Source organism: Aureibaculum luteum (assembly GCF_003449015.1).
In the GTDB taxonomy this organism is placed as follows: Bacteria; Bacteroidota; Bacteroidia; order Flavobacteriales; family Flavobacteriaceae; genus Aureibaculum; species Aureibaculum luteum.
Window position 1 is genome coordinate 296,462 of sequence record NZ_QRGD01000003.1, and the last position, 21,754, is coordinate 318,215.

A 21,754-nucleotide genomic window follows, 5' to 3' on the forward strand; every position below is an offset into this window, starting at 1 on the left:
AATCACAGTGCTTATTTTAATTTTGTAATAAATTATTACACTAAACTAAAACTTATTTGATGACGTCAAAAACTAGCGTTTTCTTTTTAAACACGAATTGTAATTCCGTATATCCTTTGCCTCTGATATAGTCAATATCTTTTTTATCAATATTATAATTTGCTTTTGTCATCCATCTATTAGAAACATTAGAATAATCAGACTCCAACTGATTGTCATCTGTGTCTAAAACAAAGGTGTCTTTTGACCCTAAAAATGATAATTTTCCACCTTTTATAGTCTTAATATTTACACCACTCAATATGGTCGTATTTAAAGAATAATAACCACCCAATTCTTGAATGTGAGCCCAAATTTCTCCATGTTCAGAAGCGGATAGTTTTTCACCTTCTACACTTTCCATCAATCCTTCGGTAAATGTGTCTACATGCACACGCTTCATCGCTTTCATATTACCTAAGCCAGCCAACACCTTATCTACCTTACTAAAGAACCCCATATCGAACTAATTTACGGAAATCAAATTAATATCAAAAAGAAGTACAGCACCTCCAGGAATACCCGGACGCCCATCACTCCCATAACCTAAAGCCGAAGGAATTAACAACAAACCACTACCACCTTCTTTAAAATAGGTAATACCTTCCGTCCATCCTTTAATAACTTGTTGTAAACCAAATGAAACTCCATCAGCATCACTTTCGTCAAAAGTACCACCATCCGTAAAGTAGCCTTTGTATGCCACAGTAACGTTGGAAGTTCCTACAGGTTGCTCTCCGTCTCCAAGTTCGTCAATAACGTAATACAAACCTGAACTACTTTTTTGTGCATCTAAATCATTAGCCGCAATATAGGCTACAATTTCTTCTTCATTTTTCACTGTATAATCTACCGTGTCATCATTCTTATTACACGCTGATAATAATGTTATTACTAAAAGTACAATGGTATATTTTTTCATCAAAATTTGTTTTTTAAAGCGTCAAATATAAGAAAAGCAACGTGGTAAACAGTATTATAAAATTCACTTATTTATTTAGAACCAATTTTTTCAAATCCAATAGTAATAATTTGACATTCAATATGCTAATTCTAATGGTACATATCTTCTTTATCCATGGCACATATCTCTACAAACACATTTCCTATTTTCTCAGTAACATCTTTAAAAAATTGAGCCCCTTTTTCTGTACTCGCTTTTTTAGGATTACCTATCCCCGTATCTTTAGTTACTGAAGACCATGGTCTTTCCGACCATAACCAAGATTCTGAAAATGCTTTTACCTTATGCTTTTTTTCTGCCCCGTCTCCCCATTCTTCTTTAGGCAAAATCAACTCTGGTTTTAAATGCATTAGTAAACTTGTTTCCATTTCATCAGCATGGTCGCCTTTGTTATCGAAATAAGCCTCTTTATCCATGGCCTGAAACCAATTGGAAGTGCATAAAAACATATTTGGATATTTAAGCCCCAATTCTCTCAGTAAAGTTTTGAAGTCATTACCTCCATGACTATTGAGTATTAAAAATTTATGAATTCCTTGTCTATTCAACACTTCGATAATATCTCCCAAAATAGCCATCTGTGTTGATGGGTTCATATTTATATCTAAATAGATATCGCTTTGTCCCGTATTTACTCCAAACGGAATAGTGGGTAATACAATTAAGTTTGCTCCTTGATTATAAGCTACTCTTGCCGCTTCAGCAACAATGTATTGAGACTCAAAATTATCGGTACCATAAGGCAGATGATAATTATGGGCTTCTGTAGCTCCCCATGGCAAAATAGCCAATTCAATATGAGCATCTTTAAGGTGTTTCCAATTGGTTTCAGCTAAAATGTAGGGTCTGATTTGTGGTGTCATTGCATAAATATTAGTTAGCTAAGCTACTAAAAGATGTTGTATTTTTGCCCAATTCAGTTACATTTTTATGCTTTTCCCATCTAATTAATTATCAAAATGAAATTTGTTTCTTCACTTCTTATTTGTTTTTTTGTGATTAGCTGTACACAACAAAATCGACCAAAAATTCAATTTTATCATTGGAAAAGTAATGTAGATTTTAATGATACAGAAGTTCTACTTTTTAAAAATTTACACTCCGATAAATTATACCTCCGCTTATTTGATGTCGATACTAAAAATGGTATCGTAGAGCCAATAGGAGCCATAAACAAATTTGATAGCCAAACACTTTCCGCAGACTATATTCCTGTAATATTTATTACCAATCGAACTTTTACAAACACTACTCCAAATGAAATTGCCATCCTTGCTGAGCATGTTTCTATATTGATATCTAGAATAACTTCAGACACTAAAATATTTAATTTTGAAGAAATTCAAATTGATTGCGATTGGACCGCAACTACCAAAGAAAAATACTTCTTATTTCTGGAAACATTAAAAAAAATTACCAATAAAAATATAACCTGCACTTTAAGATTACATCAAGTAAAGTTTAAAAAAACCACAGGAATCCCTCCCGTAAAAAAGGTATATTTAATGTGTTACGCCACCTCTAACCCTATTCAAAATAATGGCGAAAATTCAATTTTAGATTTAGATTTATTAAAAGATTATTTACAGAAAATTAACGACTACCCAATCTCCTTTGACATTGCACTACCAATTTATTCTTGGGCAATTGTTACCAATCATTTAGGTAAATCTAAATTGATAAATGCAGTAACCCAAAGTGATTTAAGTACTATTAATTTTAAAAAAGAAAATAACAATAATTTTACAGCTATTGACGATACATTTTTAAGAGGTTTTTATGTCAATAAAGGGTTTACAATTAAAGTGGAAACCATTTCTCCAGAGCTATTAAATGAAACTAAGGCTTTTCTAAAATCAAAAATTAATCAGCCTTATGACATCGTATATTATCACCTAGATAGTATATTTACAAACCGATATTCATTAAAAGATTTGCAATAGGTCTTTATGACGTATCTACATTACAACTATGAAAAAAACCATTCTCTTTTTACTAATAGTCATACTCAGCTCATGGGTTTCCATAAATAGAACTAACAAAGATATTATTACAGAAGAAGCTTCCTTTTGCGGCCCTGGTTATTACCCAGACCATGAATATTATAACCTTTTTGCTCAAGAAGTAATTGATGCTCCTAGTTATAATCCATTTTTATTATCTTATGATAGTTTCTATTATAGTTCTAAAAACATCTCTAATTTAAAAAATGAAAACATTGAGGATTGGCAGAAATATTTAAATATTTCTTATGATGAAGCTCACTATTTAGTTTTTAAATCGGCTCGAAAAGATTTACAAAGTTTACTAAATAAGAATACTGTTGAAGATAAAAATCTAGCTTTTGTTACCAGCAAATTCATTAAAAAACAAAAACAGGCCTTACTCTATTTATCATACGCTAAATATTTAGAACCTTACATGGCTGTTATCAGTCAAAATGAAGGGTATTACTGGGGCGAAAAACCAGTACACACTGTTGCTGAACTTGACTACAAAAAAGTATTTACTGTTTTGAAGAATAGTTGGAAAGCTGAAAAAGACAAAGAATTAAAACTTCGTTATGGCTATCAAATGGTACGTCTAGCACATTACAATTTAAATTTCTCTGATGCTATTTCTTATTTTAAGGAATATGTTGAAAGTTTGAATTATAAAGGTATCATGTATTATTATGCCTTAGACCAAAAAGGTGGTGCTGAAAGAGGATTAGGCAATTTTATACAAGCCAATTACGACTTTTTTCAATTTTTTTCACATACCAAAAATTTAAAAGAGCAGGCTTATAACTCTATGATGGTTACGCAAGATTTAGATTTTGAAAACATATTAAAACAAGTTAAAACAGAAGATGAAAAAAATGACATATATCTCATTTTAGGCAGAAAAGCATTTAATAACCCCATCTCTTCTTTTGAAAAAATAATAGCACAATCGCCAAATGCTGTACAAGCTAAAGTTTTAATGGCTCGAGCAATAAACCAACTCGAACGTGATATTTTGAAATTGAATTATGACTGTTATTATGATTGTGGTGAACAAATTGCTTCCAAGCGATTACCAGTATCAACTGCTGAAGATGCCATTCCTTTTTTAAACCAAACCTTAGATGCTTCTAAAAAGCAAGCTGAAAATGCTAAAGTTACAGATAAGGATTATTGGAATTTGACGACGGCATATCTTTATTTTATTCAAAAAAAATACGACATGGCCACTTCTTACCTTGCAAAAGTTGCTTCGACGACTTCCAATTACGAATCTCAAAAAAATAAGCTCGAAATGTTAATACACATTACAGAGCAACCTAAAATAACTTCAGAGTTTGAAGAGGTTTTAATGAATAAATACAAAATCAATTTAATACCTACAAAAGATGAATTGTACTGGAACAGAAATGGCACTCGTGATTTTATACTTGATATATTAGCGAATCGCTATTTAATACAAGGTGACACTGCAAAATCATTTCTATTGCATAATGATATAACAGCGTTGGAATATGGTCCGGATATAAATATTTTAAAAGCAATTGAAAAGCTTTACTATAAAAAAGACAAAAGTGATTTTGAAAATTTTGTAGTTGAAAACATTGTACCTGTAGATCATTTGCAACAGGAACCTAGAAATAGTCGACTTCAAAGTTTTAACTTTCCTGAATATGCAGCTATTATGAAGGGTACCATTTATATTAGACAAGGCAAATTTAAACGAGCTGAAAATGAACTTAAACAAGTAGTTCCTTATTCCGTTTCGACTTCTGAGTTTGATGGTTATGCAAACATCCCTAATACCGTTTTTGGATACAACCAAATTGAATGTTTTGAATGCCCTGCATCTACAACAATGGTGATAGATTATTTGAAAGATTTTAAATTCATTCCAAGGTTGATGGACAAACATAACCTTGCCAAATCCTTAATTAAATTAGAGCAATTGTCTAGAAAAAAGAACCTTTTAGCTGCTAAAGCAAGTTATCTTCTTGGCAATTTCTTTTTCAACACCTCTATTTACGGCTATTACAGACATATTTTGACTTACGAAGTTAATAATTATTATACCGAAAAATATCGAGATATTGAAAGGAAGTTAAATATGACAATTTCTTCTAAATATTATTTTAAAGATTATAACTGGTATGCTAATTATACTGATGACTTCAGTTTACCTCTAATCCATTTAGACAAGGCTATTCTGATAAGTAAAGATAAGGAATTGACTGCAAAAGCACTTTTTGCTGCTGCTAAATGTGAACAAGGTCAATCTTATAATGGATGGGCCAATACTATCGAAAACAATTCTATTAGAGAAAAATACCATAATGGTAGTTTAAATTTTGAAGAATATCAAATTGCTTTAGTCAATGCCAAAAATGTGTACAAGAGAACCTATTTTAAGAAATTAAAGGAATTTGACAACACTTCTTTTTATGATAAAGTTATTTCTAATTGCTTGTACTTTTCTCATTATGTAGATAATTATTAAACGACTTTATTTCTTAACCCTTTTGCTTATTAATGCTATTTGTCCCATATGATTGGCTTGATGTTCCATGACATGATACCACGCAAAATGATTGTTCATATTGCTATTTTTTACGCCGGATTCAAACCATTTATCATTCTTGGTTTTTAATAATTGTAACGTTTCCTTTCTAACCTCATCGCAAATATCGAGATAATATGATATAGGCTTATCTTTTAAAATCCCTCTTGCATTGTCTCCTAAACTTAAAGCTGTCGTCCATTTTTCTTCCTCTTTATTAAAACCTCTATTCTCAAAAGTGTATAGTTGATAGTATTTTTCAGTAGCTGCTAAATGATATATTAAAGCTCCAATTCTATTAGCATCGGCATCTAGTAAAAAATCTATTTCCTCTAGGCTTAAATTTTTAACATTACGTGTTACTCTACTTTTTAAGTCCTCTAGCATAGCTACCATATTCCCTATCTGTTGGGTATACCCTTTTTTTGCTTTGATGGTTTGTGCTTGACTAGTAAAACTAGATATTATAATAAATAGTATTGAGATTGAAATAAGTTGAAGTTTATAAATCATGAGATTAAATTTTAATTCGTTTTTGAGCCTTTTAAAGCTATTTTACCACCAATCCATGCCATTGGTATATATGCCAGTAATATATCAACCACAGCAAACCATGTTGGGCCGGGTAGCATATAATTTACCGCTATTCCTCCTAATAGAAATAATCCTCCAATAGCTAATGAAAATTTCATTTTATTATTGACAGCTATAAAACCGGCTACAACTGCTCCGATAAGTGTACCCAAGGCATGTGCCAAAAAAGGAAACAAAAAATACTTAGGTTCTAAATTAGGCATAATCTCGGCCAAAGCTGTCATACTATTCGCGTCAATACCTTCAATAGGAAATAACTTATTTCCCGTTTTTATAAGTCCCATATTAACAATACTGCCTCCTAGCCACCCGGCTATAACTACTAAAACATTTCTTAGTATTGGATTCATAGGTCTTGATTTTAAGTCTGTTAATTAATTAGTAAAGGAACTAAGTTAGTAAATAGAAACGAAATAGAAAATCTACAAGAATTTTACTAGCACATCTATACTTCTACCAAATTACACAAGACATTTTTTTATGACTTCAATTCAGTTGTCTTTTAAAACCACAAAACAAGAAATTCTGTTTTGTACCAAATGGTGTTAAATGGTCTTCTGACATACACTTCATTTTGTCAAACCCATCTTTAAATTCCAATATTAACCGCTCTTCATTATATTGTTTGATTTCGAGGCCGCTACATTTTTCAGGTCCATTTTGTGAAAAAGTTCCAATTACCAAGAATCCACTTACAGACTGCCTTACCGTTTTTATGTATTTTTTTATTTGATTAGTCGTTGTGAGAAAATGAAAAGTAGCTCTATCGTGCCAAACATCAAATGTACCGTTAGGTTCAAACTCCAAAATATCGCTTACGATCCAAGTTACCTTATCTACTTTTTCTCCAAGCCGATTCTTAGCTTTTTCAAGTGATTTAGCTGAAATATCAAGTACAGTAACATTTTCATATCCTTCATCAAGCAAACAATCCACAAGTTTACTATCTCCACCACCAACATCTATTATTCTTGCTGTTTTCTTTAGTCCGAACGAATGCATAAATTCAAGTGAAGATTTCGGCGTTTTTTGTGTCCAGCTCACTTGGTCTGGATTTTTAGTTTCATAAACTGTTTCCCAATGTTTCTTTCTGTCTAACTTCATTTTTATTTTGTTTGTTTATGATTTGTCGTATGTTTTAATCAACCAATTTAATCAATACAAACGGAATAGAAAAACCATTAAAATTTTTGAAAACAGGTAAAAACTATACAATTCTCTTATCTCGATCTTAGAAAACGTTTTTATTTTTATTAAATGTGATGCAAGCATAGTACTATTGATAACAAAACAAAAACAGATATACAAGTTGAATAAAATAATTGAAATAAATTGTTTAGAATATTTTTTGTAAAATTGGCACAAATAGTTTGCTGAATTTAACTTTAACTGACATATTTACCGATTAACTTATTTCACTTTAAGATTATTTTAATTGTAGTACTAAAGTTGCGATTCACTATCATTAAAGGACTACAGCACAATTTCTGCATAATATTCTTGTCAATTAATAAGTTTATGCACATTCATTGTGTTTTTTTTAGTTTTTTGGCTTGATTTTGGCACATTGTTCAACAATAAGTTTAAACTAAAATGTTTGCTATCTAAAAATTGGATAACAAGTATTTTTTAAAATTAAGAAACACAGTATGATTCAAGTTAAAGAGAACAACACAGTTAAAGTAAATTACACAGGTAAGTTATCTGATGGACAAGTTTTTGATAGTTCTGAGGGAAAAGAACCTTTAGAATTCACATTAGGACAAGGACAGTTAATACCTGGTTTTGAAAAAGGTTTAATTGACATGAAGTTAAAGGAAAAGAAAACCATTACAATTCCTAAAGAAGAAGCGTATGGCGAAGTCAATGAGCAATTGATACAAGAAGTAAATAAATCGGAGCTTCCACAAGATATGGAACCCAAAGTTGGTATGGGACTAGTTTCTAAATCACCAGATGGACAAGAAATGAATTTGATGGTAGTTGAAGTTAAAGATGAGAGTATTGTTATAGACGGAAATCATCCATTAGCGGGTAAAGACCTTATTTTTGATCTTGAAGTGGTAGACATTAAAGATTCAGAGCTTACAAAATAAAATAAGTTACTTATTTATAAAATACCTGACAGCACTTGGTTAACAAGGAGTGTCAGGTATTTTTATGCTTATTTTGGTGCTCCTTCTTCAAACTACAAGCATGACGCTTCATAAATCACCGAAAATTAATTCTATTTACTCATTGGGTTCAATATGAATTAATACATGACCTAAGTTAGGTAATTGAGCTCTCAAATAGTCCTTTAAATCATGAGCAATATCATGGCCCTTTTTGACTGAAATATCACCATTTACGATGGCATGTAAATCTACATTATATTTCATTCCCGCTTTTCTAATAAAACATTTCTCCGTTCCTAAAACCCCCTCTACTTCAGTTGACTTTTCTCTAATTAAAATTATAAGATCACCATAAATTTGCTCATCCATAATTTCACCTAAGGCAGGTCTTAAAATTAAATAACTGTTATACAAAATAATAACTGAAGCAAATAAGGCCGCCCAATCATCTGCCGTTTCATAACCTTTTCCAAATATAATAGCTACTGAAATCCCAATAAAAGCCATTACAGAGGTTATGGCATCACTCCTATGGTGCCACGCATCTGCTTTAAGTGATGTGCTATTTGTTTCTTTACTCTTTTTGATTACAACGCGATATGAAACTTCTTTCCATATAATAATTACCCCTAATACAATTAAGGTCCACGATTTGGGAACTTTTTGAGGTGACTGAATATTCTGAATACTTTCAAAAGCAATTATGGTAGCAGAAATAACTAGGAAAGCGACAACAGCAAAAGTAATTATAGGTTCTATTTTGCCATGTCCATATGGATGGTTTTCGTCAGCTGGTCGCTTCGCATATTTAAAACCAAACAAGACCAATAGTGACGCCACAACATCGGTTGCCGATTCAATAGCATCTGCAATTAGAGCATAAGAATTACCAAAGAACCCTGCAACTCCTTTAATTAAAGCTAAACTGATGTTCCCTATTATACTAAAGTATGCTGTTCGTATTGCAGTTTTTTCGATTTGCAATTTAAAAAAGATTAATCTTCAATTTTTATATTGTTAACACCGCTTACAAAATATAATCGGTACTAATGAAATTAGACTTTCTAGAAGTTAATAGATCTTCCAAAATTTTATTGTTATAGTCGTTGTCTTTAGAAGCTAAAAATGTTCTAATAGAAAATGATCTTAATGCATCATGAACACTTAATGTTGATACCGCTGAATCTTTACGACCAGTAAATGGAAAAACATCTGGACCACGTTGACAAGAGCTGTTTAAATTTACTCTACATACCAAATTTACCAACGTATCAATTAATGGTGCTAATGAGCTCACATCCTCACCAAATAAACTTACTTGTTGTCCGTAATTAGAATCAGCCATAGCGTGCAATGGCTCTTGAATATCTTTAAAAATTACAATTGGCACTACAGGTCCAAATTGCTCTTCATTATATACTCTCATATCTTTATTTACAGGATATAAAACCGCTGGAAAAATATAATTCTCAGTAGTTTCTCCTCCTTTTTTATTAAGCACTTTTGCTCCTTTTGCCACTGCATCATCAATTAATTCTTGAATATAAGCTGGCTTATCAGGTTCTGGTAATGGTGTTAGCTTTACGCCATCTTCCCAAGGATTACCATATGTTAATTCATCTACTCTTTTTGCATAACGCTTATTAAATTCTTCACGAATATCCTCATGAACAAAGATTAACTTTAAAGCTGTACAGCGTTGTCCGTTAAAGGATAAAGAACCCGCAATACATTCATCAATAGTTAAATCTAAATCAGCATCTGGCAATATAATAGCTGGGTTCTTGGCTTCTAGACCTAATACTAAACGTAATCTATTTTTATTTGGATGCTCATCTTGTAAAGCAATGGCCGATTTGCTATTACCTATTAAGGCCAGCACATCTACTTTACCTGTTTGCATAATAGGTGTTGCCACTTGTCTGCCTCTACCATAAATAATATTTACTACTCCTTTTGGAAAACTTTTTTGAAATGCCTCTAATAAAGGTGAAATACATAATACTCCGAACTTTGCAGGTTTAAAAACAGCCGTATTTCCCATGATTAAAGCGGGAATTAACAACGCAAAAGTTTCATTTAACGGATAATTGTATGGGCCTAAGCACAGAATTACACCTAAAGGACCTCTACGAATATGTGCATTTACGCCTCCTTCTTTTGAGAATCGAGCACTGTCTCTGTCTAACTCCTTATATTCTTCAATAGTATCGTATATATAATCTACAGTACGGTCAAACTCCTTTTGAGAATCTGGTAAGGCTTTACCAATTTCCCACATCAAGTATTTTACAACTTCATCTCTCTCCTTCTTCATTAACTCCACAAATTTCTCCAAACAGGCAATCCGTCCTTCCACCTTCATGGTTGGCCATAAGCCTTGTCCTTTATCATAAGCATCACATGCTGCATCAAGAGCTTCGAGAGCCGTTTCCTTTTCCATATATGGAATTGTACCCAACAGTGTTGGTTTATATTCCTCCGTTGAAGAAATGCTCGAAAAAACCTCTGTAGTTTTTCCTGTCCATGGTTTTAATTCACCATTTACTAAAAAAGTGTTTTGATGTAATGGTTTTGTAATTTGATATTGACTTGGGATATTCATAATGAGTTCATTTTAAAAAGTAAAAATACTATATTAAGAAATAAAGACCGTTGCGTTTTTAAGAAAACAACGAAAAGGTTTGCATCTACAAATTGCTGATTGACACTATACTAAGAAATCAAATAAGTCAGGCTTATCATTTATATACTCTCCAAAGAAATTTCGAGCTTTCATTCTGGTTATTAAAGGCTCTAAATCATCCTCATTTTTCAATTCTATACCTACTACCGCAGGTGCATTTTCCTTACTGTGTTTCTTTGTATATTCAAAATGTGTAATATCGTCATTTGGGCCTAAAATTTCTACTACAAATTCCTTTAACGCTCCAGCTCTTTGCGGAAAACGAATGATAAAATAATGTTTCAAATTAGCATACAACAGAGCCCGTTCTTTAATTTCTGAAGTTCTGGTAATATCGTTATTACTTCCACTAACAATACAAACAACGTTTTTACCCTTAATTTCTTCCTTAAAACTATACAATCCTGCAATTGACAACGCTCCAGCAGGTTCTACTACTATAGCATCTTTATTATAAAGATCTAAAATAGTTTGACAGACTTTACCTTCAGCAACAGTGGTCATTTTATATAAGTTTTCTTTGCAGATATCAAACGTTAATTGCCCAACTTGTTTTACAGCTGCACCATCAATAAACTTATCAATAGTGTCTAAAATTACCACTTTGTTTTGCTCAATTGCTGTTTTCATGGAAGGAGCTCCTTCTGGCTCAACACCAATAATTTTTGTTTCGGGAGATAATAATTTAAACACACTTGATACTCCAGAGGCCAATCCTCCACCTCCTACAGGAAGAAATACATAATCAATCGGTTTCTTTGATTTTTCAATTATTTCTAATGCGATTGTCGCTTGGCCTTCTATAATTTTAATATCATCAAAAGGGTGGACAAATGTTTTATTTTGATCGGAACACAGTTTTTTAGCAGCGGTTGAAGCGTCATCAAAAGTATCGCCAGTGAGCAAAACTTCTACAAAATCTCCACCAAACATTCTAACTTGCTCTATCTTTTGCTTGGGTGTTGGAGTGGGCATTACTATGGTACCATGTATCTTTAACTTATTACATGCAAATGCAACCCCTTGAGCGTGATTACCGGCACTGGCACATACAATTCCGTTTACAGTTTCCTTTTTAGTTAAAGAGCTAATTTTATGGAATGCTCCTCTAATTTTATAGCTTCTAACCTGTTGTAAATCTTCTCGTTTTAAAAAAACATTTGCATTAAATATTGACGATAAATTTAGATTTTTTTGCAAAGGTGTTCTTATGGCCACCTCCTGTAAAATTTCAGCAGCTTGCTTTACCGATTCTAAAGTTATATTTGTTGATGTATTTTGACTCATTTATAAGTGCAATATTAGTAAAAAAACCTACAATTCCATCTTAATGGAAGTGTAGGTTTTAAAATTATTATATTGTGTTAAAATTTAAAAATATAGTACCGTAAAAGTTTCTTTTCAATGACTATCTAGAAGCCAGAAACATACTATATCTCAATCTTACTATTAAACAATTTTTTTCATTGCCGTCATAGAAGCTCTTAAGCTTGCTCCAATACTCTCAACTGGATGTTGTCTTATCGCTTTGTTCACTGCTATTAATTCTTGATTTTCAACGCCAGTATCTTTACCTTTTCCATAAGCCGTACCAATTACATCGATATCAATATCTTTCATAAAATCAGTTAATAATGGCTTACAAGCATGGTCAAATAAATAACATCCATATTCTGCAGTATCAGAAATTACTCTGTTCATTTCAAACAGTTTTTTTCTTGCGATAGTATTCGCAATTAATGGCGTTTCATGTAATGATTCGTAATAGGCAGACTCTGGTTTTATACCTGCTTCTGTCATAGTTTCAAAAGCCAATTCAACACCTGACTGTACAAAAGCAACCATTAGAACTGCATTATCGAAATACTCTTGTTCTGGAATATCTTGACTTGTATTTTCTGTTTTTTCAAAATCAGTTTCACCTGTAGCTTCTCTCCAAGTTAACAAATTTTTATCTCCATTAGCCCAATCTTCCATCATCGTTTTTGAAAAATGACCACTCATAATATCATCCATATGTTTTTGAAAAAGTGGACGCATTATTTGCTTTAATTCTTCATTTAACTTGAAGGCTTTAATTTTAGCAGGATTTGACAATCTGTCTAACATATTTGTAATACCACCATGCTTTAAAGCTTCGGTAATAGTTTCCCAACCGTATTGGATTAATTTTGAAGCATAAGCAGCATCAACTCCTTTTGCTACCATTTTATCAAATGACAAAATTGAACCTGTTTGTAACAAACCACATAGAATAGTTTGCTCTCCCATTAAATCTGATTTTACCTCAGCTACAAATGAAGAATTTAACACTCCTGCTCTATCTCCTCCTGTTGCAGCAGCATATGCTTTTGCTTGCTCAAAACCTTTTCCTTCAGGATCATTTTCTGGATGTACAGCAATTAAAGTAGGTACTCCAAATCCTCTCTTATATTCTTCTCTTACTTCTGATCCTGGAGATTTTGGTGCAACCATAATGACAGTAATATCTTTACGCACTTCCATACCTTCTTCAACAATGTTAAAGCCATGAGAATAGGATAATGTTGCTCCTTTTTTCATCAAAGGCATCACCGCTTTTACAACAGCAGTATGTTGCTTATCTGGTGTTAAGTTTGAAACTAAATCAGCCGTTGGAATCAATTCTTCATAGGTACCAACAGTAAATCCATTTTCAGATGCATTTTTAAAAGAAGCTCTTTTTTCTTTAATTGCACCTTCTCTTAAGGCATAAGAAATATCTAAACCTGAATCACGCATGTTTAAACCCTGATTCAATCCTTGTGCACCACAACCAACAATTACAATTTTTTTACCTTTTAAAGCTTTTACGCCAACTGTAAATTCTGATTGGTCCATAAAATCACATTGACCCAATTGTTCCAATTGCAATCTTAATGGTAGTGTGTTAAAATAATTTGTCATTTTTTGATACTTTATTATTGTTTGATTTATTTATTTTTATAATTTAATTCAATACTTTGGGATATCGAGAACCTCTTCTCGATACATTTTCTTCACTACTATCACTTCGAAAAAACTTAAAGTGACGCCATGAGATACTCCCCCTTAAAATCCAGAAAAGGGACTATCATTACTATTAACTATATTCTTTTAATAATTCCGAAATAGCCATTTTAGGTCTTGAAATTGAAATACGTCCAGAACGTACAAATTGTAGCAAACCATAAGGCTTCAATTTATCATGCATATTGTCTATCTCATCTTTTAAACCAGAAGCCTCAATCACAAAATAATGAGGTGTAATTGCAATGATATTTGCCCTTCTAAATTTTAGTTTATTCTGAATCTCCTCATCATAAAGGTGCTTTGAAGAAATTTTAAACAATGCTGTTTCCTGGTATATAATTTCATCTTCAGTATGTGAATAAGCTCTTATGACTTCAATCTGTTTTTCTAATTGACCAATCAATTTATCAGATTGTGATTTTGTGATATTTACCACAAAAATAAATCTGTGTACATCGTCAATTTCCGACTTAGAAACAGTCATACTTTCAATGTTGAAATGACGCTTTAAAAATATTGCCGAAAGGCGATTTAATATACCTATATTATTTTCAGTATAAACCGAAAATGTAAATTTTTGAATATCTTCCATGTAATTATATAATTAACTTAATCTAACATCTGAAACACTTGCCCCTGAAGGAATCATCGGAAACACATTCCCTTCTTTTTCTACACATACTTCTAAAAAGAAAGCATCTTTTGAGTCCATCATTCTTTGAACTGCACTCGCTAAATTTTCTCTTTTTGATACTTGCTCTGCTTCAATATGATACCCTTTTGCAATGGTTACAAAATCAGGGTTTACCATTTCCGTTGAGGCATATCTTTTATCAAAAAATAATTGTTGCCATTGACGTACCATCCCTAAAAACTCGTTGTTTAATACTACAATTTTTACAGGCACTTTTGTTTGATAAATAGTACCTAACTCTTGTATTGTCATTTGGTAACTTCCATCTCCAATGATGGCAACCACATCTCTATCAGGTTGTCCCATTTTAGCTCCAATGGCAGCAGGTAGAGCAAAGCCCATTGTACCTAATCCACCAGAAGTTACATTACTTTTAGACTTATTAAATTTGGCATACCTACAGGTTATCATTTGGTGTTGACCAACATCAGATACAATAATAGCATCTCCTTTTGAGGCCTCATTAATATGTTTGATAACTTCACCCATGGTTAAACCTTCCTTTTCAGGATATAAATCATCTTTAATGACTTTATCATATTCAATATCCATATAATCTTTAAATTCTTGCATCCAACTTGAATGAGAATTCTTATTGATTTTTGGTAAAATTCTAGCTAAAGTCTCCTTAACATCTCCTAATACCGCAACATCTGTTTTCACATTCTTATCAATTTCGGCAGGGTCTATTTCAAAATGAACAATTTTTGCTTGTTTAGCATAGAAATCTAAATTTCCAGTAACACGATCGTCAAAACGCATACCAACTGCTATAAGAGCATCGCACTCATTTGTTAACTTGTTTGGTCCGTAATTACCATGCATACCTACCATACCAACATTTAAAGGATGGTCTGTTGGTAATGCTGACAAACCTAAAATAGTCCAAGCCGAAGGAATTCCTGCTTTTTCAATTAAAGCTTTAAATTCTTCTTCTGCCTTACCTAAAATAACACCTTGACCGAAAACGATCATTGGTTTTTTAGCTTCATTTATTATTTCCGCTGCAGCATTAATAGCATGTTCATTTACATCTGGTATTGCCTTATAACTGCGTACAGAAGTACATTTTTTATATTCGAAATCAAATTTCTCAAACTGAGCATTTTTCGTAATATCTATCAATACAGGACCAGGTCTTCCAGAACGAGCAATATAAAATGCCTTCGCCATAATTTCTGGAATTTCAGAAGCATCAGTAATTTGATAACTCCACTTGGTAACTGGCATTGATATGCCGATAATATCAGTTTCTTGAAATGCATCAGAACCCAACAATTGTTTTGCTACTTGACCTGTAATACAGACCATTGGTGTAGAATCTATTTGAGCATCTGCAATACCCGTAACCAAATTGGTTGCTCCTGGACCTGAAGTTGCAATGGCAACACCTACTTTACCCGTAACCCTTGCGTAACCCTGAGCAGCATGTGTAGCACCTTGCTCGTGACGTGTTAATACGTGATGCAACTTATCTTGGTACTTATAAAGCTCATCATAAACAGGCATAATTGCTCCACCTGGATAGCCATAAATTAAATCAATACCTTCTTCTAACAAACATTTGATAACGGCTTCTGCACCCGAAATATTTACCATTTTAGAAGTTTTTGTTGTTGTTGTTTTAACAGTTTGTGTTTCTGTACTCATAATTTATATATTAGAACTCGTCTGTTACACATCCTTTTGATGCTGACGAAACCGTTTTTGCATATTTGTATAATACTCCTTTATTAAATTTTAAATCTGGTTGTTTCCAATTGGCTTTTCGTCGCTTCAACTCTTCATCAGATACTGTTACAGTAATACTATTTGTTTCTGCGTCAATAATAATTTCATCACCATTTTCAACCAAGGCAATTGTGCCTCCTTCTTGAGCTTCTGGTGTAATGTGTCCTACCACAAAACCGTGTGTACCACCTGAAAATCTACCATCTGTAATCAATGCCACATCTTTACCTAAACCAACACCCATAATGGCTGCTGTTGGCTTCAACATTTCTGGCATTCCTGGACCACCTTTTGGACCTTCATAACGGATGACGATTACATCTCCTTTTTTAACGATACCATCTCTAATACCGTCATTGGCTTCAAATTCACTATCAAACACTCGTGCTGTACCTTGAAAACGTAAGCCTTCTTTTCCTGTTATTTTTGCCACACACCCTTCTTCTGCCAAATTACCAAACATAATACGTAAATGTCCTGTAGCTTTTATTGGATTTTCCAACGATTTAATAACATCTTGACCTTCTAATAAGTCATCAACATCCATTAAATTCTCGGCTAATGTTTTTCCAGTTACGGTTAAACAATCACCATGTAATAAGCCATTCACCAAAAGATATTTTAATACTGCAGGAATACCTCCTACACGATGTACATCTTCCATTAAATATTGACCACTTGGTTTTAAATCTGCCAAAAATGGTGTTTCATCACTAATTCTTTGGAAATCCGCTAAGGTAAACTCAATATCTGCTGCTCTAGCTATTGCTAAAAAGTGCAATACTGCATTAGTGGAACCACCTAAAATAGTTACTAAACGCACCGCATTTTCTAAAGACTTGCGTGTTACAATATCTGAAGGTTTAATATCTTTCTCTAATAAGAGACGCATGGCACTACCTGCTGCAATACTTTCTGCTTCTTTTTCTGCACTAATAGCCGGATTTGAAGAATTATATGGCAAAGCCATACCTAACGCTTCAATAGCCGAAGCCATAGTATTTGCTGTATACATTCCTCCACAAGCACCAGCTCCTGGAATTGCTTTATGAATAATTGCTTGATATTCTTCCTCCCCCATGGTACCTGCAACTTTTTCGCCCCAAGCTTCAAATGCAGAAACAACATCTAATTTTCTATCGTTATGACAACCTGATGCAATTGTACCTCCATACACTAAAATAGATGGACGATTTAAACGCAACATTGCTATTAAGGCTCCAGGCATATTTTTATCACAACCAACAACCGTAACCATTCCGTCATATGCCATAGCTTGTACTACTGTTTCCATAGAATCAGCAATAACATCACGAGAAGGCAATGAAAAACGCATACCAGGTGTTCCCATAGATATACCATCACTTACACCAATCGTATTAAAAATTAAACCAACAATATCTGCTTCTTTTGTACCCTGTTTGACGAGCTTGGCCAAATCATTTAAATGCATGTTACAAGGGTTCCCCTCATAACCTGTACTAGCGATACCTACCAGAGCTTTATTAAAATCTTCATCACTTAATCCCACAGCATGTAACATGGCCTGTGCAGCTGGTTGGGTATCATCTTGAGTTACGACTCTACTGTATTTATTTATCATAAAATGTTATTATCGATTTGGGTACTACTGAAATTTTACTATGCACCTACGAAAGTAGTTTTTACATGATTTATTTAGATGTCTTATCTTAATACTACATTAAATTCAATTGACTATTTCTTACATTATTAATTGATTGTCAGTATTTTAATTACTAAAATAAATTATATTCAATTCAAAAAAAAACCTTCCTAAAATTAGGAAGGTTATTATATTTTAAAATAATAAGACATTCCCAATTACTGCCATTGAATAATCACGACATTAAGAATAGTATTATTGATTAAATTTCTTGTTTTCATTTCTACACAAATGTTACTAAATAATTTTAAAATTCCTAATTATTGAATTATAATTAATTGGTTGGTTTAAACTCCAACTTCCGCTTAATTCCTTTAATCACCTTTTCATTCATAAGCATCGGCACAAACTCGCCTTTATTATACTTTTTAGCTTGGTCTTTATAGTGTTTACTAAGTACATTACCCGATTGCCCTGTAGGTAAAATACTCATGCTATTCTCTATATCAGAAAAGTCAATGACCCTTCGTGTTGATGGGCCAAATGTGACTTGATAATACCCTGTACTATCAAGCTTATACCCCAAATTATTTATTACTTCTGAACCTCCATTAATTTCAAAAGGCCCAACATTAAAATATTTTCTTAAAACCGCGACTTCTCCCATGGGATGTTTGTGTTCTACAGTGTGCACTTTATTCCACGTCCATTGATCAATCGAGTTACCTAATTGATTTTCTAAAAAAGTAACCGCATCTTTTATTGATTTTGTTATAATAGCATGTTTGCTTTCCACCTCGCCTTTCGTAGAAATATCATCCCACCAAATGGAATTGTCTTTTGCCATTTGAAATGCATTCATTCTCTTTTGTAAACGGGTATTTATAAACTGATTAAAACTTGACCCCATTTCGTCCCTAAAAGTATTGACTAAAAAGGCATACATAAAGCGATTGTAGATTGTCGGAGCAGTACTTTCTAACTTATAATTACCATCCCAATTTTGTAAAATTTGAATGGCTTTTTTTTCATTATCATTAAAATCATCTGCTTTTATACTTGATAATACATTTTCCACTATTGACGGTGTTACAGCACTCGTAACATCATTAATCATAATCATTACATCTTCTTTGGTGAAATCGCTTTTTGCTTCTAACAATTGTACAATTCGTTTCGCTCTATCTTCTGGTAAATAATAGCCAGGATACAACCTATCATCAATAGAATCGGGTTGATTATTGGCGGAATACACATAGTTGCTTTTCGGATTTATAGCTTGAGGGTTCTGAGAAAAGTCTAAATATTTAACTTTTTCATTTGTTCCACTAGATCCGTTTAATATGACTTTTGGATTTACACTATCATTCAATTTATATAATTTTGCTGCTGCAAACCACGCAATATTATCATCAGCATCACCATACATAATATTTAAACCTGGAGCGTGAATTAATGCCGCGGCCTCTTTAAAATTGTAAAGTGAAATTGAATGAGACATACCATAGCAAGCATCTAAAAGCTTATTATTTAATTTGGTATATATCCAATCCATAGCTATTGGTCGCTCATCTGTAATGTGCTCAATAATACCATTCATTAATGGACCGTGCTTACTTACTTTTATTTTATACTTAACAGATTCAGCATCTTTAACTTTTATTTCTTTGTCAATTACTTGATAAGTTTCAAATCCATCAGGAGTTTTATATTCATTTTCATTTTGAGGATTATTTTCTTCGAAATAGAAATCAACATCATCGTTTTCAAACATGGTAATACCATAGCCATACGTTCTATTATGACCAAGTAATGGAAATGGTGTTAGGGCTAAATTATAACCATATAACTCATAATCTGGTGTTTTTATATGCGATTCGTACCAAACCGAAGGTTGACTAAAACCAATATGTGGATCATTTGCCAAAATAACTTTTCCACTTTTTGTTTTATCAGCTCCAATTACCCAACTATTACTTCCGATAAAGGGTGAGATGGGTAAATTTTCATAGATATCATTTACCGCATTGGCCAATCCTTTTTCTAAGATAGGATTTACTTCATTTTTAATAAGTGTTGAATTTTCGGTAATAGGTATATTCAGTTCTTTTAAATAATCTGCACCTAATTTTTCCTTTATTTCCGTTAATAAGGGGTCTGTTTTGTGAGCAATTGCAAAACTAAAGGCCATATAACCAAACACATTATAAACGTCCTTTAAAGTGTATTCTTCTTTGTCTAAACCAACTAAATAAAACTCTATCGGTTTTGGTCCGTTCTTTATAAACTGATTTATACCATCTATATAAGCCATGGTCTGTTTATAGGCTTCTGAGTCTTTGTTTAAGTTGGCAATGGTTTTTGCCGATGCTTCTTCAATACCTAATCCTGAAAAAAACTTGTCAGTTCTGACTAATTTTTCTCCAAACAATTCTGAAAGTCGTCCTGCGGCTAATCTCCTAATGACTTCCATTTGCCATAATCTATCTTGGGCATGCACATAGCCTAACGCTCTTCGGGCATCTAACTCATTTTGAGCGTAAATATGCGGCACTCCATAATCGTCATAATAAACTTCTACTTTATCAGATAATGAGCTTAAGTTTAATTCTCCATCATAAGTAGGTTTTAAGTGTTGTACAAAAAAGAAAAGAGCAATCCCTAGTAGAACAATAAGTAATACTAAATATTTAAGTAGTTTTTTGAAGATCCGCATAGGTTAAGATTGTTTTCTCAAAGATAGCCAAATTAGTGTTTATTTGGCTCCTCATAAAATATGATATTCTTTAAATTTAATTTTTAATTATCTATATTGTAGGTTTATAAAAGCAAATGAACATCCGTAAGTATTTTTTTTATTTCAAAAATTAAGAATTAATGAAACTAAAAATCAACCCAATCAAAACCTTTAAATTATTAATACTATGTATTCTTATTTTTGTTACCGCTAACTGTATAGTAATTATAGCGAAAATAAATTTTGAATATTACAACAAATTTATTTATGAGATTTTAAATTTAGATCAAGAAACCAATTTACCAACTTACTTCTCCACATTAATATTATTTTTTAGTGCTTTTTTACTTGCATTAATTTCTTTTATCCATAAAAAAAAGAATAACAAGTATATGTTATGGATGATTTTGTCAATTTGTTTTTTGTTTTTGTCTGTAGATGAATTTACATCTATCCATGAGCGGATTGGAGATTTTCTAGAAAATGAGTTTAAATTTATAGGAGCACTTTACTTTGCATGGGTAATTCCATATGGAATATTTGCAGTCGTTTTTGCTTTTATCTATTTTAAATACTTTCTACTTAAGTTACCAATAAAAATAAGAAATCTATTTATAATATCAGGTTTTATATATGTTTTTGGAGCTATTGGTTTTGAAATGCTCGGATCAATGGTTGTATCAGATATTCAAAATCCAACCGAAACTATGATTTCCACATTATACACTATTGAGGAAACACTAGAAATGCTTGGAATAGCATTCTTTATATATACCTTATTAATCTATTTACAGGAAGAATTAAATTTCACTACCAACTTTAAATCTAATTAATTGTTTTCTCACATCATAAGGGTTCAATCATTGATGATAACATGTTATGACTACAACTTTATTTGATAATAAGATTAGGCATAATTCTAAGTTTTGAACAAAAAAGAAAACAGTAATCCCTATTAAAAAAAAGTGATACTAAATATTCAAGTAGTTTTTTGAC

General features: G+C 32.3%; 18 protein-coding genes. 4 read left to right on the plus strand and 14 right to left on the minus strand.

The annotated features are described in order from the left end of the window. Nucleotides 1-52: 52 nt before the first annotated feature. The 3 genes from D3P13_RS09525 to D3P13_RS09535 all read right to left on the minus strand — a co-directional run bounded on the left by D3P13_RS09525 (nt 53) and on the right by D3P13_RS09535 (nt 1,866). Nucleotides 53-499 carry a hypothetical protein gene (locus D3P13_RS09525; RefSeq protein ID WP_117881733.1) on the minus strand — a complete coding sequence of 149 codons (447 nt, stop codon included), beginning with the start codon at nt 497-499 and terminating at the stop codon, nt 53-55. A 6-nt stretch (nt 500-505) separates the two neighbouring features. After that, nucleotides 506-961: an FKBP-type peptidyl-prolyl cis-trans isomerase gene (locus D3P13_RS09530; protein ID WP_117881735.1), complete on the minus strand. Its 456-nt coding sequence runs from the start codon at nt 959-961 to the stop codon at nt 506-508. A 131-nt stretch (nt 962-1,092) separates the two neighbouring features. After that, nucleotides 1,093-1,866: a creatininase family protein gene (locus D3P13_RS09535; RefSeq protein ID WP_198680002.1), complete on the minus strand. Its 774-nt coding sequence runs from the start codon at nt 1,864-1,866 to the stop codon at nt 1,093-1,095. Between the two features lie 96 nt (nt 1,867-1,962). On the opposite strand from D3P13_RS09535, the gene D3P13_RS09540 reads away from it, so the two are divergent. Continuing rightward, nucleotides 1,963-2,946: a hypothetical protein gene (locus D3P13_RS09540; protein WP_117881737.1), complete on the plus strand. Its 984-nt coding sequence runs from the start codon at nt 1,963-1,965 to the stop codon at nt 2,944-2,946. Between the two features lie 28 nt (nt 2,947-2,974). After that, nucleotides 2,975-5,485, plus strand: a complete 2,511-nt coding sequence (locus D3P13_RS09545) for a hypothetical protein (protein ID WP_117881739.1) — start codon at nt 2,975-2,977, stop codon at nt 5,483-5,485. A gap of 6 nt (nt 5,486-5,491) precedes the next feature. Here D3P13_RS09545 and D3P13_RS09550 read toward each other — a convergent pair whose 3' ends face one another. The 3 genes from D3P13_RS09550 to D3P13_RS09560 form a co-directional block, all read right to left on the minus strand. Next, nucleotides 5,492-6,058, minus strand: a complete 567-nt coding sequence (locus D3P13_RS09550) for a DinB family protein (protein ID WP_117881741.1) — start codon at nt 6,056-6,058, stop codon at nt 5,492-5,494. Between the two features lie 11 nt (nt 6,059-6,069). Further along, nucleotides 6,070-6,489, minus strand: coding sequence for a hypothetical protein (locus D3P13_RS09555; protein WP_117881743.1), 420 nt, complete (start codon nt 6,487-6,489; stop codon nt 6,070-6,072). Between the two features lie 136 nt (nt 6,490-6,625). Further along, nucleotides 6,626-7,243: a class I SAM-dependent methyltransferase gene (locus tag D3P13_RS09560; protein ID WP_117881745.1), complete on the minus strand. Its 618-nt coding sequence runs from the start codon at nt 7,241-7,243 to the stop codon at nt 6,626-6,628. A 545-nt stretch (nt 7,244-7,788) separates the two neighbouring features. Between D3P13_RS09560 and D3P13_RS09565 the strand changes: the two genes are divergently transcribed. Then, the gene (locus D3P13_RS09565; RefSeq protein ID WP_117881747.1) at nt 7,789-8,235 is read left to right on the plus strand and encodes an FKBP-type peptidyl-prolyl cis-trans isomerase; all 447 of its coding nucleotides are present in this window, start codon (nt 7,789-7,791) and stop codon (nt 8,233-8,235) included. Between the two features lie 135 nt (nt 8,236-8,370). Here the strand turns inward: D3P13_RS09565 and D3P13_RS09570 are convergent, their stop codons facing one another. From D3P13_RS09570 to D3P13_RS09605, 8 genes are all read right to left on the minus strand, one after another. Continuing rightward, nucleotides 8,371-9,240, minus strand: coding sequence for a cation diffusion facilitator family transporter (locus D3P13_RS09570; RefSeq protein ID WP_117881749.1), 870 nt, complete (start codon nt 9,238-9,240; stop codon nt 8,371-8,373). A 43-nt stretch (nt 9,241-9,283) separates the two neighbouring features. Further along, nucleotides 9,284-10,861, minus strand: coding sequence for an NADP-dependent glyceraldehyde-3-phosphate dehydrogenase (locus tag D3P13_RS09575; RefSeq protein ID WP_198680003.1), 1,578 nt, complete (start codon nt 10,859-10,861; stop codon nt 9,284-9,286). Nucleotides 10,862-10,966: 105 nt separating this feature from the next. Continuing rightward, complete coding sequence (gene ilvA, locus D3P13_RS09580) at nt 10,967-12,229, minus strand: threonine ammonia-lyase (RefSeq protein ID WP_117881753.1); 1,263 nt, start codon at nt 12,227-12,229, stop codon at nt 10,967-10,969. Between the two features lie 162 nt (nt 12,230-12,391). Next, on the minus strand, nt 12,392-13,867 hold the full coding sequence (gene ilvC / locus D3P13_RS09585) for a ketol-acid reductoisomerase (RefSeq protein WP_117881754.1): 1,476 nt from the start codon (nt 13,865-13,867) through the stop codon (nt 12,392-12,394). Nucleotides 13,868-14,042: 175 nt separating this feature from the next. Next, nucleotides 14,043-14,564 (minus strand): acetolactate synthase small subunit, encoded by a 522-nt coding sequence (ilvN, locus tag D3P13_RS09590; protein WP_117881756.1) that lies wholly within the window; start codon nt 14,562-14,564, stop codon nt 14,043-14,045. 12 nt (nt 14,565-14,576) lie between these two features. Continuing rightward, on the minus strand, nt 14,577-16,316 hold the full coding sequence (gene ilvB / locus D3P13_RS09595; RefSeq protein ID WP_117881758.1) for a biosynthetic-type acetolactate synthase large subunit: 1,740 nt from the start codon (nt 16,314-16,316) through the stop codon (nt 14,577-14,579). A 10-nt stretch (nt 16,317-16,326) separates the two neighbouring features. Further along, a complete protein-coding gene (gene ilvD, locus D3P13_RS09600) occupies nt 16,327-18,000 on the minus strand; it encodes a dihydroxy-acid dehydratase (protein ID WP_117881760.1) in 1,674 nt (557 codons plus the stop codon). A 355-nt stretch (nt 18,001-18,355) separates the two neighbouring features. Next, nucleotides 18,356-20,737, minus strand: coding sequence for a penicillin acylase family protein (locus D3P13_RS09605; protein WP_117881762.1), 2,382 nt, complete (start codon nt 20,735-20,737; stop codon nt 18,356-18,358). Between the two features lie 161 nt (nt 20,738-20,898). Here D3P13_RS09605 and D3P13_RS09610 point away from each other — a divergent pair, with 161 nt between their 5' ends. Continuing rightward, nucleotides 20,899-21,591, plus strand: coding sequence for a hypothetical protein (locus tag D3P13_RS09610; protein WP_117881763.1), 693 nt, complete (start codon nt 20,899-20,901; stop codon nt 21,589-21,591). Nucleotides 21,592-21,754 lie beyond the last annotated feature (163 nt).